Annotated in this window: 23 protein-coding genes and 1 pseudogene; 7 read left to right on the plus strand and 17 right to left on the minus strand. The window is 73.5% G+C overall.

Translation table 11 applies throughout. From position 1 onward, the window contains the following. Positions 1–3: 3 nt before the first annotated feature. Positions 4–435: a Rieske (2Fe-2S) protein gene (locus tag ACFRAV_RS07205; RefSeq protein WP_382552356.1), complete on the minus strand. Its 432-nt coding sequence runs from the start codon at positions 433–435 to the stop codon at positions 4–6. A gap of 151 nt (positions 436–586) precedes the next feature. Between ACFRAV_RS07205 and ACFRAV_RS07210 the strand changes: the two genes are divergently transcribed. Beyond that, on the plus strand, positions 587–1,495 hold the full coding sequence (locus ACFRAV_RS07210) for a carbohydrate kinase (protein WP_382552358.1): 909 nt from the start codon (positions 587–589) through the stop codon (positions 1,493–1,495). Between the two features lie 25 nt (positions 1,496–1,520). Here the strand turns inward: ACFRAV_RS07210 and ACFRAV_RS07215 are convergent, their stop codons facing one another. After that, positions 1,521–1,985: a cupin domain-containing protein gene (locus tag ACFRAV_RS07215; protein WP_382552359.1), complete on the minus strand. Its 465-nt coding sequence runs from the start codon at positions 1,983–1,985 to the stop codon at positions 1,521–1,523. A 189-nt stretch (positions 1,986–2,174) separates the two neighbouring features. Further along, entirely contained in the window at positions 2,175–5,075 is a 2,901-nt protein-coding gene (gene uvrA / locus ACFRAV_RS07220) for an excinuclease ABC subunit UvrA (protein WP_382552361.1), read from the minus strand. 240 nt (positions 5,076–5,315) lie between these two features. On the opposite strand from uvrA, the gene ACFRAV_RS07225 reads away from it, so the two are divergent. Further along, entirely contained in the window at positions 5,316–5,972 is a 657-nt protein-coding gene (locus ACFRAV_RS07225; protein ID WP_382552363.1) for an MBL fold metallo-hydrolase, read from the plus strand. Positions 5,973–5,990: 18 nt separating this feature from the next. Here ACFRAV_RS07225 and aroQ read toward each other — a convergent pair whose 3' ends face one another. From aroQ to ACFRAV_RS07260, 7 genes are all read right to left on the minus strand, one after another. Next, positions 5,991–6,464 carry a type II 3-dehydroquinate dehydratase gene (gene aroQ / locus ACFRAV_RS07230; RefSeq protein WP_382552364.1) on the minus strand — a complete coding sequence of 158 codons (474 nt, stop codon included), beginning with the start codon at positions 6,462–6,464 and terminating at the stop codon, positions 5,991–5,993. Between the two features lie 59 nt (positions 6,465–6,523). Next, a complete protein-coding gene (locus ACFRAV_RS07235) occupies positions 6,524–7,633 on the minus strand; it encodes a calcium:proton antiporter (protein ID WP_382552366.1) in 1,110 nt (369 codons plus the stop codon). Between the two features lie 95 nt (positions 7,634–7,728). Beyond that, positions 7,729–8,721, minus strand: coding sequence for a TerC family protein (locus ACFRAV_RS07240; protein WP_382552368.1), 993 nt, complete (start codon positions 8,719–8,721; stop codon positions 7,729–7,731). 221 nt (positions 8,722–8,942) lie between these two features. Next, positions 8,943–11,138 carry a TerD family protein gene (locus ACFRAV_RS07245; RefSeq protein WP_382552370.1) on the minus strand — a complete coding sequence of 732 codons (2,196 nt, stop codon included), beginning with the start codon at positions 11,136–11,138 and terminating at the stop codon, positions 8,943–8,945. Positions 11,139–11,193: 55 nt separating this feature from the next. Next, entirely contained in the window at positions 11,194–11,772 is a 579-nt protein-coding gene (locus ACFRAV_RS07250) for a TerD family protein (protein ID WP_351117732.1), read from the minus strand. 247 nt (positions 11,773–12,019) lie between these two features. Next, a complete protein-coding gene (gene uvrB / locus ACFRAV_RS07255) occupies positions 12,020–14,155 on the minus strand; it encodes an excinuclease ABC subunit UvrB (RefSeq protein WP_382552372.1) in 2,136 nt (711 codons plus the stop codon). A 108-nt stretch (positions 14,156–14,263) separates the two neighbouring features. After that, the gene (locus ACFRAV_RS07260) at positions 14,264–15,172 is read right to left on the minus strand and encodes an MHYT domain-containing protein (protein WP_382552374.1); all 909 of its coding nucleotides are present in this window, start codon (positions 15,170–15,172) and stop codon (positions 14,264–14,266) included. A gap of 282 nt (positions 15,173–15,454) precedes the next feature. On the opposite strand from ACFRAV_RS07260, the gene ACFRAV_RS07265 reads away from it, so the two are divergent. Both ACFRAV_RS07265 and ACFRAV_RS07270 read left to right on the plus strand, forming a co-directional pair. Further along, the gene (locus ACFRAV_RS07265) at positions 15,455–16,327 is read left to right on the plus strand and encodes a glycerophosphodiester phosphodiesterase (protein ID WP_382552376.1); all 873 of its coding nucleotides are present in this window, start codon (positions 15,455–15,457) and stop codon (positions 16,325–16,327) included. Between the two features lie 52 nt (positions 16,328–16,379). Then, the gene (locus ACFRAV_RS07270; protein WP_382552378.1) at positions 16,380–16,955 is read left to right on the plus strand and encodes a methylated-DNA--[protein]-cysteine S-methyltransferase; all 576 of its coding nucleotides are present in this window, start codon (positions 16,380–16,382) and stop codon (positions 16,953–16,955) included. 101 nt (positions 16,956–17,056) lie between these two features. Here the strand turns inward: ACFRAV_RS07270 and ACFRAV_RS07275 are convergent, their stop codons facing one another. From ACFRAV_RS07275 to ACFRAV_RS07295, 5 genes are all read right to left on the minus strand, one after another. Then, the gene (locus ACFRAV_RS07275) at positions 17,057–17,884 is read right to left on the minus strand and encodes a class I SAM-dependent methyltransferase (RefSeq protein ID WP_382552380.1); all 828 of its coding nucleotides are present in this window, start codon (positions 17,882–17,884) and stop codon (positions 17,057–17,059) included. A gap of 30 nt (positions 17,885–17,914) precedes the next feature. Continuing rightward, positions 17,915–18,547: a uridine kinase gene (locus ACFRAV_RS07280; RefSeq protein WP_382552381.1), complete on the minus strand. Its 633-nt coding sequence runs from the start codon at positions 18,545–18,547 to the stop codon at positions 17,915–17,917. A 47-nt stretch (positions 18,548–18,594) separates the two neighbouring features. Then, on the minus strand, positions 18,595–19,410 hold the full coding sequence (locus tag ACFRAV_RS07285) for an SAM-dependent methyltransferase (protein WP_382552383.1): 816 nt from the start codon (positions 19,408–19,410) through the stop codon (positions 18,595–18,597). 138 nt (positions 19,411–19,548) lie between these two features. Continuing rightward, positions 19,549–19,785 carry a DUF397 domain-containing protein gene (locus ACFRAV_RS07290; protein ID WP_108953941.1) on the minus strand — a complete coding sequence of 79 codons (237 nt, stop codon included), beginning with the start codon at positions 19,783–19,785 and terminating at the stop codon, positions 19,549–19,551. Then, positions 19,782–20,645 carry a helix-turn-helix domain-containing protein gene (locus ACFRAV_RS07295; RefSeq protein ID WP_382552384.1) on the minus strand — a complete coding sequence of 288 codons (864 nt, stop codon included), beginning with the start codon at positions 20,643–20,645 and terminating at the stop codon, positions 19,782–19,784. The genes ACFRAV_RS07290 and ACFRAV_RS07295 overlap by 4 nt, the downstream gene beginning before the upstream one ends. A 230-nt stretch (positions 20,646–20,875) precedes the next feature. On the opposite strand from ACFRAV_RS07295, the gene ACFRAV_RS07300 reads away from it, so the two are divergent. Together ACFRAV_RS07300 and ACFRAV_RS07305 are read left to right on the plus strand one after the other, a co-directional pair. Next, positions 20,876–21,451, plus strand: coding sequence for an ATP-binding protein (locus ACFRAV_RS07300; RefSeq protein WP_382552386.1), 576 nt, complete (start codon positions 20,876–20,878; stop codon positions 21,449–21,451). Continuing rightward, positions 21,442–21,888: a hypothetical protein gene (locus ACFRAV_RS07305; RefSeq protein ID WP_382552387.1), complete on the plus strand. Its 447-nt coding sequence runs from the start codon at positions 21,442–21,444 to the stop codon at positions 21,886–21,888. The genes ACFRAV_RS07300 and ACFRAV_RS07305 overlap by 10 nt, the downstream gene beginning before the upstream one ends. On the opposite strand, the gene ACFRAV_RS07310 is transcribed toward ACFRAV_RS07305, so the two are convergent. Next, positions 21,878–22,549, minus strand: a complete 672-nt coding sequence (locus ACFRAV_RS07310; RefSeq protein WP_382552388.1) for a DUF899 family protein — start codon at positions 22,547–22,549, stop codon at positions 21,878–21,880. The genes ACFRAV_RS07305 and ACFRAV_RS07310 overlap by 11 nt on opposite strands. A 97-nt stretch (positions 22,550–22,646) precedes the next feature. Next, the gene (locus ACFRAV_RS07315; RefSeq protein ID WP_382552389.1) at positions 22,647–24,515 is read right to left on the minus strand and encodes an FUSC family protein; all 1,869 of its coding nucleotides are present in this window, start codon (positions 24,513–24,515) and stop codon (positions 22,647–22,649) included. Between the two features lie 229 nt (positions 24,516–24,744). Between ACFRAV_RS07315 and ACFRAV_RS07320 the strand changes: the two are divergent. Next, positions 24,745–25,077, plus strand: a pseudogene (locus ACFRAV_RS07320) (RidA family protein); the annotation flags it as partial. Positions 25,078–25,121 lie beyond the last annotated feature (44 nt).

A 25,121-nucleotide genomic window follows, 5' to 3' on the forward strand; every position in this document is an offset into this window, starting at 1 on the left:
GTGTCAGGACGCCTGGGCCGTGACGATCTTGCCGTTCTCGACCTTCACGGGCACTTCGGTGAGCGGAACCGTCGCCGGCGGGTTGACCACCTGACCGTTTTCGGCGTCGAACTGGCTGCCGTGGCAGCCGCAGGTGATCGTGGTGCCGTCCAGCTTGGTCATCACGCAGCCGGCGTGGGTGCAGACGGTGCTCCATGCCTTGAGCGCGCCGTCGTCGCCGCGGCTGACCACGACCTTCTGCTTCGCGAAGAGCTTGGTGCCTCCCTTGGGGACGTCGCTGTCCGCGCCGAGCTCGACGCCGGGCTCCACGGTGCCGCCGGAGGAGTCGTTGCCGTTGCCCGCGCCGCCGCAGGCCACCAGGCCCAGGCCGGCGACGGGGGTGAGCGCGGCGCCGCGCAGGACGGTACGTCGGCGGATGTCGTCGCTGCCGGACATGCGGGGGCTCCCCTGGTCTGCGTGGAGTTCGAACAGGCCAGACGATACCGGGGGCCCCGTGGTGTGCGAGCGTGGGGCCGTGCCCCGTCGGCCCCCGCCGACGGGTGGCGTGTCGTGCCCCGTCCCGTCCCCTCCGAAGAAGGAGCCGCCCGTGTTCGTCGTCGCCGGTGAGGCCCTGATCGACCTGGTGCCCCAGGAGCGGGGCCCGCTCTCCTTGCTGCGCCCGGCGCCCGGCGGCGGCCCGTACAACACCGCGGTGGCCCTGGGGCGGCTGGGCGCCGAGGTGGCGTTCTGCTCGCGCGTCTCCACGGACGGCTACGGGGAGGCGCTGCTGGACGGGCTGCGGGCGTCGGGAGTGGACACCGGGCCGGTGCAGCGGGGGCCGGAGCCGACCACGCTGGCGGCGGCCCTGCTGGACGACTCCGGGTCCGCCTCGTACTCCTTCTACGTCGAGGGCACCGCGGACCGGTTGTTCCAGGCGCCCGGGCGGCTGCCGGAGGGAACCCGGGCGGTGTCCTTCGGGACCTGTTCGCTGGTGCTGGAGCCGGGGGCGACCGCCTACGAGCGGCTGCTGCGGACCTCGGCGGCCGAGGGCCTGTTCACCGTGCTCGACCCGAACATCCGGGCCGGGCTGATCCCCTCCCCCGCCGCGTACCGGGAACGGTTCCGTTCCTGGCTCCCGGCGGTCACGCTGCTGAAGCTGTCCGAGGAGGACGCCGGCTGGCTGGGCGGCACGCCGCGCGAGTGGGCGGCGGCGGGCCCGCGGGCCGTGGTCCTCACCCGTGGCGCGGCGGGGCTGACGGTGGTCACGGCGGCCGGGCAGGAGGTGTCGGCCCCCGCGCCGCGGGTCGCGGTGGCCGACACCATCGGCGCGGGCGACACCGTCACGGCGGCCCTGCTGCACGGACTGGCGCTGCGGGACGCGCTCTCCCCCGCCGCCCTCGCCGCCCTCACCCCTGACGACTGGCACGGCCTCCTGGCCCTCGCCGCCCGGGCCGCCGCCCTGACCTGCACCCGCCCGGGGGCCCAGCCGCCGACGGCCGCCGAGCTGGGCCTGTGAGGACGGCTCGCTCAGGGCTGCCCGCTCAGGCCAGGCTCTCGGCCGGCTTGGTCATCGGCCCGCCCGCGTCACCGGTGTTGAGCGTTCCGGCGGGCTCGACCAGCAGGATCGCGGTCTCCTCGTGGGCCACGGGGCAGTGCTCCACACCGCGTGGGACGACGAACAGCTCCCCGGGTCCCAGCACCACGTCGCCGTCGCGGAGCTGGATCGTGAGCCGTCCCGCGACGACCAGGAACAGCTCGTCGGTGTCCTCATGGGTGTGCCGGACGAACTCCCCTTTCAGCTTGGCGACCTTGACCTCGTAGTCGTTGAGCACGGCGATGCGCTTCTGCGACCACAGCTCGCCGAACTGCGACAGTTTCTCGGCGATGTTCACGGCGACGGGTGCGGGTGCGGTTGCCGTGGGCGCAGGTGCGGCGAGCTCGGTGGTGGTGGGCGCGGGACTCGTGGGCGCGGGGCTGATGGGCGCGGGGCTGGTGGGCTCGGGCATCCGGAAACCTCTCGGGCTGTGCGGACTCTGCGGGCCGGTGGAGCCGGAGCGGCCCTCGTCGGCCGCTCCGTCCGGTGTTCCGAGCCTGCCGCTTCCGCACGGCTCGGGTCTTGTACGTTCCTGGCACGACCGCGGCCCCCGCTCCGGGTGGGAGCGGGGGCCGCGGTCGTACGAGGGACGCGGGGACCGTCAGCGCTTGCGCGCGGCGGCCTTCTTGCGCGGCTTGGCCGCCGGGCTCGCGTCGCTGACGCGGTCGCCGAGGATCTCGCGCAGGAACTTGCCGGTGTGGCTGGCCGGGATCGCGGCCACCTCCTCCGGCGTGCCCTCGGCGACCACCATGCCGCCTCCTGCGCCGCCCTCGGGACCCATGTCGACGACCCAGTCGGCCGTCTTGATGACGTCGAGGTTGTGCTCGATGACGATGACCGTGTTGCCCTTCTCCACCAGGCCGGAGAGCACCTTCAGCAGCTTGCTGATGTCCTCGAAGTGCAGACCGGTGGTCGGCTCGTCGAGCACGTAGACGGTGCGCCCGTTGGAGCGGCGCTGCAGCTCGGTGGCGAGCTTGACGCGCTGCGCCTCGCCGCCGGAGAGCGTGGTCGCCGACTGGCCGAGGCGGACGTAGCCGAGCCCGACCTCGTTGAGGGTGCGCAGGTGGCGGGAGATGCCGGGGATGGCCTCGAAGAAGTCCAGCGCCTCGTCGATCGGCATGTTCAGGACCTCGGCGATGTTCTTCCCCTTGTAGTGCACCTCGAGGGTCTCCCGGTTGTACCGGGCCCCGTGGCACACCTCGCACGGGACGTACACGTCCGGGAGGAAGTTCATCTCGATCTTGATCGTGCCGTCGCCGGAGCAGTTCTCGCAGCGGCCGCCCTTGACGTTGAAGGAGAAGCGGCCGGGCAGGTAGCCGCGGACCTTCGCCTCGGTGGTCTCGGCGAACAGCTTGCGGACGTGGTCGAAGACGCCGGTGTAGGTGGCCGGGTTGGACCGCGGGGTGCGGCCGATCGGCGACTGGTCGACGTGCACGACCTTGTCGAGCAGGTCGTCGCCCTCGACCCGGGTGTGGCGGCCCGGCACCCGGCGGGCGCCGTTGAGCTCGCGCGCCAGGTGGGTGTAGAGGATGTCGTTGACCAGCGTCGACTTGCCGGAGCCGGAGACGCCGGTGACGGCGGTGAGGACGCCCAGCGGGAAGGAGACGTCGACGTCCTTCAGGTTGTTCTCGCGCGCCCCGCGCACGGTCAGCCGCCGCGAGGGGTCGAGCGGGCGCCGCACGTCCGGCACCGGGATCGCCTTCTTGCCCGACAGGTACAGGCCCGTCTCCGACTTGGCGTTGGCCAGCAGCTCCTCCAGCGAGCCGCTGTGCACCACCGAGCCGCCGTGCTCGCCTGCGCCGGGGCCGACGTCGACGATCCAGTCGGCCGCCTTCATGGTGTCCTCGTCGTGCTCCACGACGATCAGCGTGTTGCCCATGTCGCGCAGCCGCACCAGGGTCTCGATCAGCCGGTGGTTGTCCCGCTGGTGGAGACCGATGGACGGCTCGTCGAGCACGTACAGCACGCCGACCAGGCCGGAGCCGATCTGGGTGGCCAGGCGGATGCGCTGGGCCTCGCCTCCGGAGAGCGTGCCGGCGGCGCGGTTGAGCGAGAGGTAGTCCAGGCCGACGTCGACCAGGAAGCGCAGCCGCTCGTTGACCTCCTTGAGGACCCGCTCGGCGATCTTCTTCTCGCGGGCGGTCAGCTTGAGCTGCGCCAGGAAGTCGGCGCACTCGCTGATCGACAAGGAGGAAATGTCCGCGATCGACTTCCCGTGCACGGTGACCGCCAGGACGATCGGCTTGAGCCGGGCGCCCTCACAGGTCGAGCAGGGCACCTCGCGCATGTAGCCCTCGAAGCGCTCACGGCTGTTGTCCGTCTCGGCGTCCTCGTGACGGCGCTTGACGAACGGGACGGCGCCCTCGAACGGCGTGGTGTACCGGCGCTCGCGGCCGTACCGGTTGCGGTAGCGGACGTCGATCTGCGTCTTGTGACCGTGCAGCAGCGCCTTCTTGGCGCGGGCCGGCAGCCCGGCGAAGGGGATGTCGGTGCGGAAGCCCAGGGCGTCGGCGAGCGCGTCGACCAGGCGGCCGAAGTACTCCTTGGCGTGGCCCGCGGACCACGGGTGGATGGCGCCCTCCTCGAGCGTCTTCTCCGGGTCCGGGACGATCAGCTCGGGGTCGACCTCCATGCGCGTGCCGATGCCGGAGCAGTCGGGGCAGGCGCCGAAGGGCGAGTTGAAGGAGAAGGAGCGCGGCTCCAGCTCCTCGAAGGAGAGGTCGTCGTACGGGCAGTACAGGTGCTCCGAGAACATCCGCTCGCGCTCGGGGTCGTCGGCGTCGAGGTCGACGAAGTCGAGCACGACCATGCCGCCGGAGAGGCCGAGCGCGGTCTCCACCGAGTCGGTGAGGCGGCGCTTGGCCGAGCCCTTCACCGTCAGGCGGTCCACGACCACCTCGATGGTGTGCTTCTCCTGCTTCTTCAGCTTCGGCGGCTCGGAGAGCTGGATCGTCTCGCCGTCCACCCGGGCCCGGCTGTAGCCCTTGGTCTGCAGGTCCGCGAAGAGGTCGACGAACTCGCCCTTGCGCTCGCGCACCAGCGGGGAGAGCACCTGGAACCGGCTGCCCTCGGGCAGCTCCAGGACCTTGTCCACGATGGCCTGCGGCGACTGGCGGGAGATGGGGCGGGAGCACTCCGGGCAGTGCGGCTTGCCGATCCGCGCGAAGAGCAGTCGGAGGTAGTCGTAGACCTCCGTGATGGTGCCGACCGTCGAGCGCGGGTTGCGCGAGGTCGACTTCTGGTCGATGGACACCGCCGGGGAGAGACCCTCGATGAAGTCCACGTCCGGCTTGTCCATCTGGCCGAGGAACTGCCGGGCGTACGAGGACAGCGACTCCACGTAACGCCGCTGGCCCTCGGCGAAGATCGTGTCGAACGCGAGGGACGACTTGCCCGAACCCGACAGACCCGAGAAGACGATGAGCGAGTCGCGCGGCAGGTCGAGCGAGACGTTCTTCAGGTTGTGCTCGCGCGCGCCACGGACGATGAGACGGTCGGCCACGCCGGTTCCGCACCTTTCTTGGGGGGAGGTGACAGGGGCACACCCCCGTCCTTCTTCAGCGTAGGGGGGCCCACTGACAACACCGGTGGCTTCACCGGTTTCCGCCCTCTTCAACACATCGGACGCTTCCGGCCTTCCCGGTGTGGGCCACCGAGCTTATAGCACGCACATTCGAATCCAGGGCGTCCCCGTCACGCGTCACCCGATCGTGTTCCCCGGTCCCGCTATAGGCTGCGAAGCATGACGTACACGGGAGCGGTGAAGGTCGGCGGCCCGGCCGATGTGCACGAGCTGCGGGACCTGATGATCACCAAGATCGCGGTCGGCCCGATGGACAACAACGCGTATGTGCTGCGCTGCCGCGCCACTGACGAGCAGCTGCTCGTCGACGCGGCGAACGACGCGCACACCCTGCTCGGCAGCATCGGCGACGACTCGATCACCTCGGTCGTCACCACCCACCGGCATCCCGACCACTGGCAGGCGCTCGCCGAGGTGGTGGCCGCCACCGGCGCCCGCACCTACGCCGGGCGGGAGGACGCCGAGGGCATCCCGGTCCCCACCGACGTCCTGCTCGACGACGGCGACCACATCAGCGTCGGTCACGTCCGGCTCACCGCCCGCCACCTGGTCGGCCACACCCCGGGCTCCGTCGCGCTGGTCTACGACGACCCGCACGGGCACCCGCACGTCTTCACCGGCGACTGCCTCTTCCCGGGCGGCCTGGGCAACACCCGCAAGGACCCGGAGGCCTTCGCGGCCCTCTACCGGGACGTGACGACCAAGCTGTTCGACGTCCTGCCGGACGAGACCTGGGTCTACCCGGGCCACGGCGACGACACCAGCCTGGGCGCCGAGCGCCCGCACCTGGAGGAGTGGCGCGCCCGGGGCTGGTGACGGCGGGGGCGTGACGCGTCAGGCGGCGGCGAGGCCCTCGCCGGCCAGCGCGGCGATCCGTTCCACGGCGAACACGTACCCCTGGAGCCCGCAGCCCGCGATCACGCCGTCCGCGCGCTGCGAGACGTAGGAGTGGTGCCGGAACTCCTCACGGCGGTGGATGTTGGAGATGTGGACCTCCACCACCGGAAGCCCGTCGCAGGTGTTGAGCGCGTCCAGCAGGGCGACGGAGGTGTGCGAGTAGGCGGCGGGGTTGATCACGATGCCGCAGTGGCTGAGCCGGGCCTCGTGGATCCAGTCGATCAGTTCGCCCTCGTGGTTGGACTGCCGCAGGTCGACGCTCCCGCCGTGGGCGGCCGCCGCCTTCGCGCACATCGCCTCCACGTCGGCGAGGGTGCCGGCGCCGTAGATGTCGACCTGGCGCTGCCCGAGCAGGTTCAGGTTGGGCCCGTTGAGGATCATGATCGGGGCGTCGGCGAGGGTGCGGGCCATGGAGAACCTCCGGTGCGGTGACTCGTGCGGTCGGCTCCGAAGGGTCTATCACGGCCGGTTCAGGGGATGACGGACAGTTCCAGGTAGGCGGCGAGGATGGCCAGGTGCAGGCCCGCCTGGAGCGGGGTGGCCCGTCCGGGGACGATCGTCAGGGTGCCCACCACCACGGTCAGCACGAGCAGCACCATGTGGGTGGCGCCCAGCCCGAGCAGCAGCGGGCCGTCCAGCCAGATCGAGGCGACGGCGACGGCCGGGATGGTCAGGCCGATGCTGGCCATGGCGGAGCCGATGGCGAGGTTGAGGCTGGTCTGCACGCGGTCCTTGCGGGCGGCGTGCACCGCGGCGATCGTCTCGGGCAGCAGCACCAGCAGGGCGATGACGACACCGACGACCGCGTGCGGCATCCCGGCGGCCGCGATGCCGCTCTCGATGGCGGGCGACACGCCCTTGGCGAGGCCGACCACGCCGCCCAGGGCCAGGAGCAGCAGGGCGAGGCTGACCAGCGCCCTGCGGTTCGACGGCACCTGGGCGTGGTCCTCCTCGGAGATGACACCGCCCTCCCGGGTGACCGGCAGGAAGTAGTCCCGGTGCCGGCGCGTCTGGGTGGCGACGTACAGGCCGTAGAGGACGAGCGCCGCCACCGCGGCGAAGACCAGCTGGGCTCCGCTGAACTCGGGGCCGGGAGCGCTCGCGGTGAAGTTGGGCAGCACCAGGCTGAGCGTGGCCAGCGTGGCGACGGTGGCGAGGGCGGCGCCCGTCCCCTCGGAGTTGAAGATGGCGGTGCGGTGTCTCAGCGAGGCGACCAGCAGGCAGAGGCCGGTGATGCCGTTGAGGGTGATCATCACGGCGGCGAAGACGGTGTCCCGGGCGAGGGTGGTGCTCTGCTCGCCCCCTCCCGCCATCAGCATGACGATCAGCCCGACCTCGATGACGGTGACCGCCACCGCGAGGATCAGTGAGCCGAACGGCTCGCCCACCCGGTGGGCGATCACCTCGGCGTGGTGCACCGCGGCGAGGACGGCGGCGGCCAGGGCCGCCGTCATCAGCACGATCACCCCTGGTGGCACGCTGCGGCCCCAGGTGAAGGCCAGGACGACCACTGCGAGAGCTGGTGCCGCCACCGCCCAGAGCGACATGGGGGGTCGCTTCCGGGCAGACAGGGCCTTCATACGCCGATCCTCTCAGTCGATGACTTCGGTCGCACGGCGGCGGAGCCCCGGGGGCGCCCCGCGTGGGCTCCGCCGCCGTGTCGTCGCGCCTCCGGTCAGGCGTCGGTCCTGTCGCTCTCCGCGGCCTTGGCCCTCGCCTCGGCCTCCCGGGTCTTCCGGTTGGCCATCAGGCTGGTGATCGTGGTGACCACCAGGACGGTGCAGATGACGCCCAGGGAGACCGGGATGGAGATCTCGGGGACGTGCACCCCGGACTCGTGCAGGGCGTGCAGCACCAGCTTCACGCCGATGAAGCCGAGGATCACGGAGAGGCCGTACGACAGGTGGACCAGCTTCTCGAGCAGGCCGCCGATCAGGAAGTACAGCTGCCGCAGACCCATCAGGGCGAAGGCGTTGGCGGTGAAGACGATGTACGGGTCCTGGGTCAGGCCGAAGATCGCGGGGATGGAGTCCAGGGCGAACAGCACGTCGGTGGTGCCGATGGCGAGGACGACGACCATCATCGGCGTCATCACGCGCTTGCCGTTCTCCCGGATCCACAGCTTGGTGCCGTGGTAGCGGTCGGCGACGCCGAAGCGGCGCTCGGCCGCCTTGAGCAGGCGGTTCTCCTCGTACTCCTCCTCGCTGTTCCCGGACCTGGCCTCCTGGATGAGCTTCCAGGCGGTGTAGATCAGGAACGCGCCGAAGATGTAGAAGACCCACGAGAAGCTGGCGATGATCGCCGCGCCCGCCGCGATGAACACGGCCCGCAGCACCAGGGCGATCAGCACGCCGATCAGCAGCACCCGCTGCTGCAGGTGCGACGGCACCGCGAACTTCGCCATGATCAGGACGAACACGAACAGGTTGTCGACGCTCAGCGACTTCTCGGTCACGAAGCCCGCGAAGAACTCTCCGGCGGGCGCGCCGCCGGCGAAGACGAGCAGGCCGAGGCCGAAGAGACAGGCGAGGCCGATCCATACCGCCGTCCAGATGCCGGCCTCCTTGACCGACACGTCGTGCGGCTTGCGGCCGATGAAGAAGTCGGCGCCGATCAGCAGGGCCAGGACGGCCACCGTGGCGACCCACAGGGTCAAGGAAACTTCCACCGATACCTCCGGTCACAGAGAGAAACCGGAGGTCTCTTCCACCCGCGGTCAAGACCGCGGGCCGACGCCCCGGGCCCGGGGCTTCTGGCCCGGGCCGTATTGACGGGAACGCCGCATCAGACAGGGAGTACTCCCCTCCGTCTGTTCGAAGGTACACCAATCACCAAGGGAGGGTAAAGAGCTCCTTTACCTTTCCTTGGCGCGATGTCGACCACGGAGAGTCACTCGCGGCGGGCGGCGGCGACCCGGGCCAGCACCCCTTCCAGGGTGGCACCGTTCCGGGGAGGCAGCGACGGCTCGTACGTCCAGGCGTGGCAGACCCAGGGGTCGGCCAGGTGATCCTCGGGCACCGGGGTCAGGCGCAGGAGCGACCGCCACAGCGGGTCGAGGAGGGCGCCGAAATCGGCGGCGTCCTCGCGGTCCGCCACCATCAGCAGGTGGACCCCGGCCCGCGGTCCCTCGTCGGCCAGATAGCGCAGGCCGGTGACGGCCCGGTCGTCGAAGGCGTGCGGGAAGTCGTGCACGATCAGCAGCCGCTGGGACAGGTCGGTGCCGGGCGGCAGCGACTCGGCGGCGCCGGCCCGCACGGCCATCTGCACCAGGTCGACGTGACCGGCCAGACGGGCGAGCAGGCCCGAGACGGCGGCGGGGCCGGCGGACGGGGGCTCGGCGAGCACGCCGGCTCGCGCCAGCGGGGTCAGCGCCCGGGCGCCCGTCCCGGCGGCGTCGATCACGTGGACGGTGAACCCGCCGGGCGGGTGGGCGGCCAGCAGCCGGGTGGCGAGCGCGACGGCCATGTCGAGGGCGAGCCGGCGCAGCTCCTCGGGCGTGACCAGGAGACCGTTCGCCCCGCCGCCGGCGCCGCTGTCGATCCACAGGCCGCGTTCCAGCGGCAGCCGGAGCAGCAGGGGGATGCGCAGGGCGCCGCTCTCCGGGAGGCTCACGTCGCCCAGGCGCAGGGCAAGCGGCTGCTCCTGCGGCGCCCGGTAGGACTGCCACGCCGAGCTCTCCCAGCGGGCGTACGCCGGGGGCAGGGCGGGCTCGACCACCGCGGACTCGGCCCTCAGCTGGGCGAGCTGCTGGTCGAGGACCTGCTGGGCCCGGCCCACCAGGTCCTCGCGGCGGGCCTTGGCCTCCCGGCGGGCGCGGTCGACCGTCCCGTCGGCGCGGGCGCGGTAGTCGCCCAGCACGCCGTCGATCTCCTGGTCCCGCCGGTTGTCGGCGAACTCGACCGCGCTGCGGAAGGCGGCGACGGCCCGGGCCAGGTCCTCGAACATGCCCCAGACCTGGTTGTAGAGCCGCTCCTCCATCGACCATCCGGCGGCGTCCCCCGCCACGGGGGCGGGGTGCTGCTCGGCCCCGGGTTCGGCGCGGCCGTGGGTCCCGGCCTGGCCCTGGGCGGACGGGGTCTGCCCTCGTCGCGGGTGGCGGTAGTCGACCCGCGACGCGCCCTCGGGGGCGGGAACGGAGGTTCCGGCGTCGCCGGGGCGGGCGGACGCCGTGCCGGCGGGCGGTGTTCCCGTGCCCGCGGGCGGTGTCCTGAAGGTCTCGGCGGGATCGCCGAGGGACGGCAGGCCCGTGACCCCGGAGGCGGCCGCCGAGACGGCTCCCCCGGCGGTGTGCGCGCCGCCCGGCGCGGCCTGGACACCTTCGGCGGCGGGCGTGCCCGGAGCGGCCGTGCCGCCGGGAAGACCCTGTGCGGTCGCGCCGGCGGAGGCGGGTGTGCCCGCGGCGGGTGTCCCGGCGGCGGACGGCACCCCGGAAGCGGGCGTCCCCACGGTGGGCGGACCCGCGGCGGCGGAGGAACCCGCGGTGGCGGAGGAACCCGTGCCCGTGGTGGAAGGCGACGGCAGCACCCGGCCGCCGTCCTGCGCCAGGGGGGTGACGGCGGCGGCGAGCCGCTGGGCCTCGGCGGAGGGCAGGCCGTGGTCGGCGAGCAGGGCCGCGAGCCCGGCCGCGTATCCCTGCCCGACGGCGCGGACCTTCCACACCCCCTGCCTGCGGTACAGCTCCAGTGCGACGACCGCGCACTCGCTGTCAAGCCCGGTGATGGTGTAGCCGACCAGCGGCGGCCCCGAGGAGCCGCCCGCGACGACGGCGGTGAAGGGCGCGGGCCCGCCCCCGAAGCGCTCCCCGGGTGGCAGGGCCAGGACGATCCCCACCCGGTGCACGGTCTCCGGCAGCGCGCCCGGTTCGAGAGTCACCCGGTGCTCCTCCCCGGCGGCCCGCTCGGGGAGCGCGACGCCGGGCGGCCCGGCGGGCCCTCCCGGCAGGAGCACGCCCTCGACGCCCGCGAGGCGGCCCTGCTCGTCCGTGAGGACCGCCCCGACCGTCACCGGGCGGCCGGCCGAGACCCGGACCTCCGGTCGGGCTTCGGTGAGCGGATGGTTCTGGCCCCGCACCAGCTCGGCCGTCATCGCCGTCTTTCCCCTCCGTGCGCCCGCCGGTTGTACGGCGGGCCCGCCTCCTACGTCAGAGCTGCCGGGAGATGTCCGGCAGCAGGTCCTGGAACGTGCGGCCGTTGGACGGCGCGCCGATGGCCGTCATCGTCCAGCCCGGCCCGCTGCGGTGGACCTTCGCCATGATCTGCGCGGTGTACGCCCCGCCGCCGGCCAGCGTGTAGCGGGCCAGCTCGCGGCCGTTGGTCTCGTCGACCAGGCGGCAGAAGGCGTTGGCGACCTCCTCGAAGGTCTGCCCGGTGAAGGAGTTCACCGTGAACACGATCTTGTCCACGTGCACCGGCACCCGCTGGAGGTCGACCAGGATCGCCTCGTCGTCCCCTCCGGTGCCGGCGCCGCCGACCAGGTTGTCGCCGGTGTGCCGCACCGAGCCGTCGTCGCTGACGAGGTGACGGAAGAAGACCACGTCCACCAGCTGTCCTCCGGCGAACAGCAGCGCGGAGGCGTCCAGGTCGATCTCCCGGACGCGGCGGCCGAACAGACCGCGGCGCGGGGCGGACTGCCAGCCCAGCCCCATGCGGACCGCGGTGAGACTACCGCCGTCGTCCTTCTGCAGACTGATCGCCTGGCCCTTGGTCATGTTGACGGTCACGCGCGGTCCCCTCTCGGACATGAAGTCCCCGTGAATCCCCTCGCCCGCGGCCCCCCGCGAGCCCTTCGACCCTATGGGTGCGCGCCGCCACAGCGCCCGTCCCTTGCGGGATTTGTGTCGGTCCTGCAACACAGCGCCGCGGCACCGTGCTGCGGGACGGCGCAGCGGCGCCGGCCCTGCCCCGGGGGCGGGGCCGGCCCCGGCGCCACGGCGGACCGCTCGGGCCCAACCGCTGGGGCCCGAGCGCTCAGGCCACCCCCGCTTCCTTCATCTGCCGCAGCTCCCTCTTCATCTCGGAGACCTCGTCCCGCAGCCGGGCGGCGACCTCGAACTGGAGGTCGGCGGCGGCGGCGCGCATCCGCTGGGTCATCTCCTCGATCTGCTGGGCGAGTTCGGCGGCCGGGCGGTCCGTCACCGCGCCGTCGGCCTTGGCCCCCTTGCCCTTGCCCTTGCGGGCCGCCTTGGACGAGGCGGCGGGGACGGGGGCCGTGCCGGCGGCCTTGCCGCCGCCCTGCCGGTAGCCGGAGCCGAGCAGCTGCTCGGTGTCGACCTCCTCGCGGGCGATCTGCGACACGATGTCGTTGATCTTCTTGCGCAGCGGCTGCGGGTCGACGCCGTTCGCCTTGTTGTAGGCGACCTGCTTCTCCCGGCGCCGGTTCGTCTCGTCGATCGCCTTGGCCATGGCCGGGGTGATCCTGTCGGCGTACATGTGCACCTGGCCGGAGACGTTGCGCGCCGCGCGGCCGATGGTCTGGATCAGCGAGGTGCCGGAGCGCAGGAAGCCCTCCTTGTCGGCGTCCAGGATGGCCACCAGGGACACCTCGGGCAGGTCGAGGCCCTCACGGAGCAGGTTGATGCCGACGAGGACGTCGTACTCGCCGGCGCGCAGCTCGCGCAGCAGCTCGATGCGGCGCAGGGTGTCCACGTCGCTGTGCAGGTAGCGGACCTGGATGCCCAGCTCCAGGAAGTAGTCGGTGAGGTCCTCGGCCATCTTCTTGGTGAGGGTGGTGACCAGGACCCGTTCGTCGCGCTCGACGCGCTCGCGGATCTCGTGCACCAGGTCGTCGATCTGGCCCTCGGTGGGCTTGACCACGACCTCCGGGTCGACCAGGCCGGTCGGGCGGATGATCTGCTCGACCTGGCCGTCCGAGCGGGAGAGCTCGTAGGCGCCGGGGGTCGCCGACAGGTAGACCGCCTGCCCGACGCGCTCCTGGAACTCCTCCCACTTCAGCGGCCGGTTGTCCATCGCGGACGGCAGCCGGAAGCCGTGGTCGACCAGGGTCCGCTTACGGGAGGCGTCACCCTCGAACATGGCGCCGATCTGCGGGACCGTCACGTGGGACTCGTCGATGACCAGGAGGAAGTCCTCCGGGAAGTAGTCCAGCAGGGTGTTCGGCGGCGTGCCGGGGCTGCGGCCGTCGAAGTGCATCGAGTAGTTCTCCACGCCGGAGCAGGTGCCGATCTGGCGGAGCATCTCGAGGTCGTAGGTGGTGCGCATGCGCAGCCGCTGGGCCTCCAGCAGCTTGCCCTGCTTCTCCAGCTCGGCGAGGCGCTGCTCCAGCTCCGCCTCGATGTCGCGCACCGAACGCTCCAGCCGCTCGGGGCCGGCCACGTAGTGCGAGGCGGGGAAGACGTAGAGCTGGCGCTCGTCGCTGATGATCTCGCCGGTGAGCGGGTGGAGGGTGGTCAGCGACTCGATCTCGTCGCCGAACATCTCGATGCGGACGGCGAGCTCCTCGTACACCGGGAAGATCTCGATGGTGTCGCCGCGCACCCGGAAGGTGCCGCGGGTGAACGCCACGTCGTTGCGGGTGTACTGGATGTCCACGAACCGGCGCAGCAGGTCGTCCCGGTCGATCTCCTCGCCGACCTTGAGGGACACCATCCGGTCCACGTACTCCTGGGGCGTGCCCAGGCCGTAGATGCAGGAGACGGAGGCGACCACGACGACGTCCCGGCGGGTGAGCAGGGAGTTGGTCGCGGAGTGGCGCAGCCGCTCGACCTCCTCGTTGATCGAGGAGTCCTTTTCGATGTAGGTGTCCGACTGCGGGACGTACGCCTCGGGCTGGTAGTAGTCGTAGTACGACACGAAGTACTCGACGGCGTTGTTCGGCAGCAGTTCGCGGAACTCGTTCGCCAGCTGGGCGGCGAGGGTCTTGTTGGGCGCCATCACCAGCGTCGGCCGCTGGAGCTGCTCGATCATCCAGGCGGTGGTGGCGGACTTGCCGGTGCCGGTCGCGCCGAGCAGGACGACGTCCTTCTCGCCGCCCTTGATGCGCCGGGACAGGTCGGCGATCGCGGTGGGCTGGTCACCGCTCGGCTGGTAGGGGCTGACGACCTCGAAAGGCGCCACCGTGCGTTCGATGTGGGAAACGGGCCGCATGCCTCCACGTTACGACCCGGCGCCGACAACGTCCCCGGGCCGCGGTCGCGCGGGGCCGTGCGGCACCCTCGGACGGCTCGTGCGGGGGCCCGTGCCGGACGGCTCGCGTCAGCCGTACCAGGCGGCGCTGCGGTCCTCCTCGCGGCTGCCCGCCAGGGACCCGCGGCGGTCGCCGCGCGGCTCCGGCCGGAGGCCGGGACGGGAGGCCTGGCCGGACGGGCGGGAGGCGGGCACCGAGCCGGGGACGGGGCCGTACAGGTCCCCGTCGGCGCGCTGCGGGGCGGGGCGGCTCATCACCATCTGCGGGTCGAACATCACCACGATCCCGGCCAGCAGCAGGAAGGCCAGCGGGCCCGCCAGCACGGGGCCGAGCAGCACCTCGGCCGAGGTGCCGGCGACCGCGCCCGTGGGGCCGTCGTGCAGGTGGACGCTGGCGGCGGCCATCCCGGTGTAGTGCATGCCGGTGACCGCGAGCCCCATGACCAGGCTGGCTCCCACGCTCCACAGCAGGCCGCGCACCTGGCTCGCCGCCCACAGGGCGGTGGTGGCGGCGACCACCCCGATGAGGGCGGAGAGGGCGACGGTGGCGGTGTCGTAGCGCAGTTCGCCGCCGAAGCGCATTCCGGCCATGCCGAGGTAGTGCATGGAGGCGATGCCCAGGCCGGTGAGGGTGCCGCCGGTGAACAGAGCCGTTCCGGTGGCGTTCCAGTAGCCCACCAGGAAGGTGCCGATGCCGACCATGACGATGGCCACCGCGAGGCTGGCGAAGGTGGTCGGCAGGTCGTAGTTGACCACCGTCCCGTCGATCGCGAACCCGGTCATCGCGATGAAGTGCATCGTCCAGATGCCCGAGCCTATGGCGGCGGACCCGAGGGCCAGCCAGGCCGTCCTGCGGCGGCCGACCAGCAGCGCCCGGGTGGTGCAGCGCAATCCGAGGGCGCCACCGAGGCAGGCCATCACGAAGGCCGCCACCGGCGTGATGAGCCCGTGACTGAAACCGTCGACCGTGCCGTGCATGCGCGGTTTCCCTTCCGCCCCGTGTCGTCCGTGTGGATGCTTCGCGTCCGTCCTGTCCGGTACCCGCCCAAGCGGCCGGGTACCGGTGGGGAGAGTATGACTCTCACCTGATGGGACCAACGATTCTGCGTCAAAGAATCACATCGTCGACCCACTTGTGAGGGTGCCCACGGGCCGAATTGGGCATCAGGGGCCGCTCCACGCCCGATCCGGCATCCCGGCCTCGCGCACTGTCTGCTGTCACTCTGGAACCGTCCGTGACAGTCGACGCGAGGAGAACGCATGCACGCGCGCGCAGTCGCCGCGACCGCCTCGGCGCTTCTGGGCCTGGTCGCCCTTCTGCTCCCTATCTCCGGCGCCCGCGCCGACCACGAGAGCGGACACCCCGCGGTCATCGCCCATCGGGGCGCGTCCGCCATGGCGCCCGAGAATACGCTGCTCGCCGTGGACCGGGCGCGCCGGCTGGGTTTCACCTGGGTGGAGAACGACGTCCAGCGCACCAAGGACGGCGTTCTGGTGGTGCTCCACGACGTGGGGCTGGCCCGCACGACCGACGTGGAGCGGGTCTTCCCCGGCCGCGCCCCGTGGCGGGTGCGCGACTTCACGTCGGCGGAGATCGCCCGGCTGGACGCGGGCAGCTGGTTCGGGCGCCGGTTCAAGGGAGCGCGCGTGCCGACGCTGCGGCAGTACCTGGCCCGCGTGGACCGCAACCGGCAGAGCCTGCTGCTGGAGCTCAAGAACCCGACGCTCTACCCGGGCATCGCCCGGCAGGTGCTGGCCGAGCTGCGCCGCTCCGGGTGGCTGGACCGCGCCCACCTGAAGCGGCTGGTGGTCCAGAGCTTCGACGCGCCGGCCATCCGCACGGTGCACCGGCTGCGTCCGGCCGTGCGCACGGCCGTGCTGGGCGCGCCGTCGGTGGACCGGCTGCGGGAGTACGCGCGGTTCGCGGACCAGATCAACCCGCAGCACCTGAAGCTCACGGTGGGCTACGTGGCCGCGGTGCAGCGGCTGCGCGGGCCGCACGGACGGCCGGTGGAGGTCTGCGCGTGGACCGTGGACCGGCCGGTGGACACGCTGATCGCGGCGACCTACGGGGTCGACTGCCTGATCACCAACCGGCCCGACGTGGTGCGGCGGGCGCTGTCGGTGTTCTGACGGGTTCGGCGGGCGGCGCCCCGTTGTCGGTGGCGGGTCGTACGGTGGGCGCATGAACAGCTCGGAGCAGGGCGGGGCCGGCGACGGCCGGTGGGCCGCCCACGAGGTCGTGGAGGGGCCGCTGGGGCCGGTGCTCCTCCTCGTCACGCCGCGGGGGCTGGCCGGCGTGGTGTTCCACGCCCGGCCCGAGGTGTGCGAGCGGTTCCTCGCCAGGGCCGCCGCCCTGCTGGGCGTGCGGCCCGCGCGGGATCCCGGTGCGCCGTTGCTCGCGGAGGCGATACGCCAGCTCGAGGAGTACCTGTCCGGCGCCCGGCGGGAGTTCTCCCTCCCGCTGGACTGGTCGCTGCTGCCCGGCGAGGCGGGGTTCAACGGCCGGGTGCTGCGGGAGCTGGCGGCGTCGGTGCCGTTCGGGTCGGTGGTCGGGTACGGGGAGCTGGCCCGCCGGGTCGGGCGGCCCGGCGGGGCGCAGGCGGTGGGGGCGGCGATGGGTTCCAACCCGCTGCCGGTCGTGGTGCCGTGCCACCGGGTCGTGGAGAGCGACGGCGGGGTCGGCGGGTTCTCCGGCGGCCTGGAGACCAAGCGCCGCCTCCTCGCCCTGGAGGGCGTGCTCCCCGAACCGCTCTTCTGACCCGCCCGCACACCGCCGGACCCGCCTGCCGCACACCGCCCGCCGGGCCCGCCGCCCGCGACCGGCCGGGCCGCCCGACCCACCGGTCCGCGCGGCCGGCGTCAGGGACGGCGGCCCCGGACGGAGACGAGGGGGGTGGCGGCGAGGTCCATGCCGCCGGCGGCGACGTTCGCGAGGTGACGGTCGATCTCCTCGTCCGTGGTGACGCCCGCCGCGGTGAGCGTCGCCCGGTGCTGCGCGACGGTGGCCGTCTCCAGCCGTCCGCACGCCTCGGAGGCGAGCGGGACGTACACGTCGGCCTCCACCCGCCGCAGCCCCGCCTCGCGCAGCAGTCGCGGCAGGCGGCGGCCGTGCGCGAGGTCCACCCCCTGCCGGGCGAGCAGGTGCCGCAGCCCGAGGCGCAGCCGGTTGCCCAGCTGCTGCTCGGCGCCGGACTCCTCGGGGCACAGCAGCGGCTGCAACTCCAGGTCGGCCTCCTCCACCAACAGCCGTCCGCCCGGCCGCAGGGCCCGGATCATCGTCCGCAGCGCGCGGTCCGGGTCCGGCGTCCCGGCCAGCGTCAGCCGCGCGTGCACCAGGTCGAAGCCCTCGCCGGGCGGCTCGTCACGGCCCAGGCGGTGCACGCGGCTCTCCACCGGCCGGGCGGCGGCCTCGGCCCGGGAGGCGTCGGTGTCGGTGAGGACGACCTTTCCGGTCGGACCGGCCCTCTTGGCCAGCCAGGCCGCCACGGTCGCCCCGCCGGCGCCGACCTCCCAGCAGCGCCAGCCGGGACCCACGCCCAGCTCCTCCAGGTGGCGGCAGGTCACGGGGTCGAAGAGGGCGGCGACCGCCTCCTGGCGGGCGGCGGTCACCTCCCGCAGGCGGCTGTCGTGCGGTTCGGGGGTCCGGTCCGTCCGGTCGTCGGTCTGGAAACCGTCGAGTGTCGTCATGCCGGAATCATCCCAGTTCGCCCGGTTCGGTCAGCCGTTCCACGCCGGGTGGCGCGGGTCGTCGGCCCGTACCAGGACGTCGGCCGCCTGCGCGGGCCCCGTCTCGCGGTCGTAGCGCTCGTACGCCGGGAGGGTCCAGAGCTCCTCCTCGCCGGTCCGGCGGCGCAGCGCGCCGGCGGAGAGCGCCAGGTGGACGGTGAGGTCGAAGGGGAACCCCTCCTTGAGCAGGAAGGGGCCGTGCAGCAGGAGCGGCGAGCCGGGCGGCAGGGCGACGGCGGGGCTGCGGGTGGCCCGGTCGGTGACGGGGTCCCACAGGTCGGGCAGCACGCGCCCCTCGCCGCCGGGGTACAGGGGCCCGAGGACCTCGCGCCAGAGGGCGCCGGTGTCGAACCAGCCGTCGTAGTAGGAGTCCACGTCCCGGTGGCCGTACTCGTAGCGCAGCGAGGCGGGCCGCAGGAACCCTTCGGCGCCGACCACCACGGCGGCGCGGCCGCGGGGGCGCAGCGCCTGGGCGACGCGGGCGGCGAGTTGGCCGGGGCGGGCGGCCGGCGCCCCGTCGAACGCCACCCGGGGCCAGGGCGAGCCGTCGGCGGGCCGCAGGTCGAGGAGGCGGTCCGCGAGGCGGTCGGCGAGGCGTTCCCAGGTGATCGCTTCGAGTCGCACTCCCCCACCGTAACGGGGCGGGCGGACGCCCCCCGTGCCCGGTGCGGTCAGGCCACGCGGGCGACGGCCGCGTAGCCGGGGACGACGATGTCCTCCTGCCCGGGGACCGGCTCGCCGAGCTCGGGGTGCCAGACCTCGGGGGTCACCACGCCCGGCTCGACGAGTTCCAGGCCGTCGAAGAAGCGGGTGAACTCCTCGCGGCTGCGCAGCGCCAGCTTCATGGCGCTGCTGCGGTACATCTCGTCCGCCTGGGCGGCCGCCTCCGGGTCGGCGTCGGCGGTGGCGTGCGAGATCACCAGGTAGCTGCCCGGAGCGAGGGCCGCGACCAGCCTCTCGACCAGTTCGTAGGCGCCGTCCTCGTCCTTGACGAAGTGCAGGAGGGCGATCAGCGAGACGGCGACCGGCCGACCGAGGTCCAGGACCTTGCCGGCCCGCTCCAGGATGAGGTCGGTCCGCAGGGCGTCGGCCTGCACGTAGTCGATGGCGCCCTCGGGGGTGCCGCGCAGCAGGGCCTCGGCGTGGGCGAGCACGATCGGGTCGTTGTCGCAGTAGACGACCCGGCACTCGGGGGCGACGCCCTGCACGATCTGGTGCAGGTTGGGCTCGGTGGGGATGCCGGTGCCGACGTCGAGGAACTGGCGGACGCCCTGCTGCGCCAGCCAGCGGGCGGAGCGCTGCATGAAGGCCCGGTTGACCTTGGCCATCACCGGGACGTTGGGCTCGACGGCCAGCAGCCGACGGCCCATGGCCTCGTCCACGGGGTAGTTGTCCTTGCCTCCGAGGAACCAGTCGTACATCCGCGCGGGATGCGGCCGGGTGGTGTCGATCCCCGCGGCGTCGCCGCCGGTCCCCTGTCCGGACATCGTCGACTCCTGTTCGGTACTGCAATGTTGAGCAACAGCAGAAGCAAGTAAACGCAAATATAAGCAAGTTGAGCGCAGGCACCTACACCGGCTCGTCGATCGCCGCCCGGCAGCGGCGTCTTGACGGCGCGCCGGTCGTCAGGAGAGGAGGAAGTCGGCCTCACCCGCCTTGGCGCCCTCGATGAAGGCGGTCATCTCGGCGCTGGTGTATATCAGCGCGGGGCCCTCCGGGTCGGTCGACTGCCGCAGCGCGACCCGGCCGTCGGCGAGCTTCATCGCCTCCAGACAGTTGCCGCCGTTGGGGCCGCTCCAGGGCTTGCGCCAGCCCTCGCTCCCCAGCAGGCCGGCCGGCATCCCGTTGTAGATGGGTGTCATTCAAACTCCTCGCGGAGATCGCGGAGGATCTCCTTGGTGCGTTGTGCGGTGGCGGCTGCCGCCGCCATGCGGTCCATGACCTGCAGATGGGCCGACACCTCGGCACGTGCGTCCAGGTAGACGGCCCCGGTCAGGTACTCGCTGTAGACCATGTCCGGGAGCTCCGGCACGGCGAACCGGAACAGCACGAACGGGCCGTACGTCCCGGCGTGCGGGCCGGCCGAGAACTCGGCGACCTGCAACGTCACATGGGGGAGATCGGCGGCCTCCAGCAGCGCGCCGATCTGGGCGCGCATCACCTCGGGCCCGCCGACCGGGCGGCGCAGCGCCGTCTCGTCCATCACCACCCAGAACCGGGGGGCGTCGGGGCGGGTGAGCAGCCGCTGGCGGCGCATCCGCAGCGCCACCAGCCGCTCGGTCTGCTCCGGGTCCTCCCGGCCGGTGGCCCCGGCCCGGATCACGCCCCGCGCGTAGTCCTCGGTCTGCAGCAGGCCCGGCACGAAGTGCGGTTCGTAGCCGCGTATCAGCGAGGCCGCGCCCTCGAGGCTGACGTAGAGGGAGAACCAGCCCGGCAGGATGTCGTGGTAACGCTGCCACCAGCCGGGCTTGTTGGCGTCCTCGGCGAGCCGGACGAAGGCCTGCGCCTCCTCGTCGTCCACCCCGTACGCCTTGAGCAGCAGGTGGACGTAGGGGATCTTGAGCGCGACCTCGGCGGTCTCCATGCGCCGGACCGTCGCCGGGGCGACGTGCAGGAGGCGGGCCGCCTCCTCGCGCTTCATCCCGGCGCTCTCCCGCAGATCGAGCAGGCGACGGCCGAGCACCACCTGCCCGACGGTGGGCGCGGATCTCGGCTCGCTCATTTCTGGCCTCCTGGCGGCGGGGTCACCGGACCGGCTGCCACGCGATACCCCCGTTTGTCTCGCACGTCTGTCCGACACGTTCTGGTGAAACCGCTGTTGGGGACGGTGGGGAGGTTCGCCCGCGGCATCGGAGAGCAGTGTGCCATGGCCGACTCAGAGAGTCTCCAGGCACTCTGCAACTTTCAGAGTGGCTCTTGCCAAGTGTTCTTGACGCCGCGATAGTGGCATGCGTGATTCCGCCCGCGCCCTTAAGTGCCGCCTCCGCCGAGGGGAAGCCGTCTCCGGCGGCCGGACCCACCGCCGAGCGGAGGTTCCGGTTCCATCTCCCCGCGCATCCCTCCACGCCGGCCCGGGCTCGCCGCCTGGCCCGCGTCGGGCTGGCCGACTGGCGGATCTCGGGGGACGCCTACGACACCGCGCTGCTGGTGATCTCCGAGCTGGTGACCAACGCGGTGGTGCACACCGGGGGTCAGGGCGTGGTCTGCGAGGTGCGGCCGGTCCCCGGCGCGCTGCGGATCACGGTGCGCGACCAGGGGTGCGCCGCCGAGGAGATCCAGGTGCGGCCCCCGGACCCGGAGCGGGAACACGGGCGGGGCCTGCTGCTGGTGGACGCGCTGTGCCGCGCCTGGGGCGCCCAGCGGCACGACGCGGGAATGCTGGTGTGGGCGGAGGTGGCCCACCTGGACCTCGGCTGGGGCGCGCCGCCCGAACCGGAGGACGACGCCGACGGCGAGTGCGAGAACGAGAGCCGGGCCGCTGTCCTGCCCGGGACGGACGGGACGGGGACGGGGGCCGAATGGGTGTGAGCGCGGGATTCGCCGGAGGCCGGAGCATGACCATGGACACACTGGTACGCATGACTCGCCGAACGGGCGGTCCGGCGGCGGCCCGGCGTCTGGCCGTGCCGGAACGCATGAGCCTGCCGCTGGGCTGCGACGCCGTCGTGGTCCCGGCGGACCTGGCGGCCCGCGCCCTGCCCCACCTGCCCCGGGTGGGCTGTGTGTTCGCCGACGGCACACAGTGGTGGTGGATCGTGCCCGCCGACTCCGACTACGCCATGACCTGGCCGGAGCCGGTCCGGTACGTGCCCGGGGCGGTGCTGCCGGAGGTGCCCCGCACCCTGCCCGAACTGCTCCACGCCCCCGACGGGACCGTGCCGTACACCCCGCCCATCCCGCTGTACCTGGCGCTGTGCCAGGTGACGGGCGCGGCCCCGGCCTGGTCGACGCCGGTCACCGCCTGACCGCGCCGACGGCCGGGACCGCCGGGGCGCGCCCCGGCGTCTCCTCCCCCTCCTCCTGCCGCCCCAGGGCGGTCAGGTCGAGGAGGCCGGTCAGCGACCCGACGCCTGCCAGGGCGTCCTCGAAGGCCGAGTAGGTGTGGAAGACGCGGTCCCGGTCCCGCAGGAAGCAGCTGATCCCCGGCCGGTCGACCGGTCGTCCCGCGCGCACCACGGTGGCGTCGAAGTCCGCGTCGAAGGGGCTGCCCGCGGAGGAGTACCAGGGCACCGCCCAGCCCATCCGTGCCTTGAACGGCAGGATCCGCCGGAACGGCGCGCGCGACACCACGGCGAAGGTGGTGTGCCGCGTCCACAGGTGGGTCAGCGGCCCGATCTGGTCGAGGAGGGCGGCGCTCCCGGGACGGTCGGCCCCGTCGTCCTCCCCCTCCGGCGGGAGCGCGAAGTGGTGCACGATCAGCTGGTGACGGCCCTCGAAGAGGTCGCGCAGGGTGGCCCTGCCGTCCCCGCCGCCGAAGACGTACTCGTCGCCGGCCTCCACCATCGGCAGCTGCCGCCGCCGGGCGTTCAGGGCGCGCCGGGCCCTGTCCAGTTCCTCCTCCTGGGCACGCAGCGCCTCGCGCGCGGCACGCCACTCCTCCCGCGTGACGATCTGCGGAAGACTCACGTCCCCTCCTCGGAGCCGGTGGATGCGTCGACAGCAGTGCTGACCGGGCGTCACCGGAGAACTCATCGCTCCGTGCGGAGTTTTTTCCGCGCCCCGCTCAGGGTGCCCGGAGCAGGGCCGTGCGGGGACGGGGGCGGGGCGCTGCCGCGAGCTCCTCGAGCAGCTGGGCCAGCCGGCGGGTGTGGCGTGCGGTGAGGCGCCCGGTGTCGTCGAGCTGGACCGCACAGGCGGTGACCGTGTCCACCAGTTCCTCCAGCAGCACCGCGGTGCGGCCGGCTCCGGCGGCGCCGCGGATGTGGGCGGGCAGCGGGAGTTCGGCGGCCGCCAGCGCCGCGGCGGCGCGGGCCCGTGCCAGCGTGCGGTAGGCCTCCCGGCGCAGCGTCCGGCCCTGTGCCCGGTGGTCGCCGGTGCGCGGCGCGTCGCTCTCGCCGAGGACGTGGGCGAGGTAGGCGTCCGCCGCCCGCGCGGCGTCCGCGAGCTGCGCGCCGACCCGGCCGCCGGCCCGGCCGGGCACCGGAAGGTGTCCCACCAGCAGCACGATGCCGCAGGCCAGCAGCGTCTCCCCGATGCGCGCCGCCGCGGCCTGCGGTTCCCCTCCGGCGACCATCAGGGCGAGCACCAGGACGGTCACCACCGCGGTCTGCGCCGCGAAGTGGCGGGTGGCGAGGGGGATGAGGGAGCCGGCGGCCACCACCAGGGCCACCTCTCCGGCGGGACGGGGCAGCAGTGCCACCGCCCCGGCGAACAGCGCGGCGCCCAGCACGGTGCCGGCCGCCCGGCACAGCACCCGGGAGACCAGCGGCCCCAGGTCGGGCTTGACCAGGAACACGGCGGTGGCGGGCAGCCAGTACCAGTGGGTGTGGTGCAGGGCCTGGGCGACGGCGGCGCCCGCGCCGAAGCAGAGGGCGACCCGCAGCCCGTACTCCCGGCCGCCCGGGCCCAGCGCGGTGCGCACGGCGGCGCCGGGACCGCGCCGCAGGGTGTGCGGGCGGCCCGTGTCGTCGCCCCGGTCGAAGGTGAGCGCGGCCTGCAGCAGCGCCTCGTCGAGCCGGCGCAGCGCCGCGCTGGCGCGTTCGGGCGCGGGCAGCGGGCCCGGGCGGTCCGCCTCGCCGACGGCGGCGGCCAGCCTGCGCAGCGACTCCACCGCGCGGTGGGGCACCGTCTCACCGGCCCAGGCGAGCGCGGTGGCGGCCTCGGCGAGCGGCAGCACGGCGGCGAACCGGGCGTGCAGCCGCCTCTCGGCGGCGGTGCTCGCGTGGCCGCGCCACCAGGGGCCGGCGAGGGCGTCCTGCGCCTGGTCGAGGGCGGCCGTCAGCGCGGCGCGCCGGGCGGTGGCATGCGGGGTCCCGGCGGCCTCCAGCAGCGCGGCCACCGCCCGGTACGCCTGCGCGACGGCGGCGCGTTCGACGGCGGCGGCCCGCCGCTCGCGGGTGACGGCGCGCAGTCCGGCCGGGCGGGCCGCCGCCTGCCGGAGCGCGATCAGCCAGAGCGCGCCGAGCAGGAAGCACACGGCCCGCTGCCAGGCCGGGGCGGGCAGCGGCGCGCCCGCCCCGACCGCGCACATCACGAGGAACTGGGTGCCGGCCGCGGAGGCCACCGGCCCGACCGCGCTGACCGCCCCGGCCACGAGTGCGGCCGCCGCGAGGACCAGGGTGAGCGCGAGGGCGGCGAAGGAGTCCCCCGCCACCGTGCCGAACGCCAGCCCCGCCGCACCGCACACCGCGGGCGTGCCCAGCCGGTGGACCGCGGCGCGGCGGCCGCCGGGGCGGTCGTTGATGCCGGCGAACATGGCGCCCAGCGCCGCCGTCACGCCCGCGGACGGCCACCCGGCGAGCAGCGCCGCCGCCAGCAGCGGGCCGGCCGCGCAGGCCCCCCGGACCACGGCGCCCCACGGCACCGGTTCGCTCCGCGCGCTCAGCGCGTGCGCCAGCCACGGCGGCAGAGGGGTGCGGGTGCGAGCGGTCACGGAGACTCCCGTCGGTGCGGTGGGCGTCTTCGGGCGTCGTCGGCCGAGCGGGACCCGTCCACCGTACCGAGGCTCCGCGAACAGGCGCGAACAGCGGTGTTGCGGACGCGTGACACCTTGATCGGCACCCGGAGGCGGCCGAAACCCGGATGCGGGCGCGGCACCGCTTCCCGCATGATCGGGCGGGCTCCGCGACGGGGTCCGCCCGACCGAGACCACCGGAGACCGCATGATCGAGCGCGTCGTGACCGCCCGGGGCCTGTTCGCCCCTCCCGCCTACTCGCACGTCTCGGTCGTGGAGGCCGGCGCCCGGCTCGCCCTGCTCGCCGGGACGGTGCCGCTGGACGCGGACGGCGAGCTCGTCGGGGAGGGCGACCCGCCGGCCCAGGCCCGGCAGGTGATCGCCAACCTGCGGCGGCAGTTGGCGGCGGTGGGCAGCACCCTGGCGGACGTGGTGCGGACCGAGGTCCACGTGGTGAGCGACGAGCCGTCCGTCCTCGCCCGGGTCTGGGAGGTGGTCACCGCCTCGGGGCTGGCCGCCGGCCCGCACTCCTCCACCCTGATCGGCGTGGCCTGCCTGGGCTACCCCGGGCAGCTGGTGGAGAT

Origin of the sequence: Streptomyces sp. NPDC056600, assembly GCF_042792855.1 — a bacterium.
GTDB lineage: Bacteria > Actinomycetota > Actinomycetes > Streptomycetales > Streptomycetaceae > Streptomyces.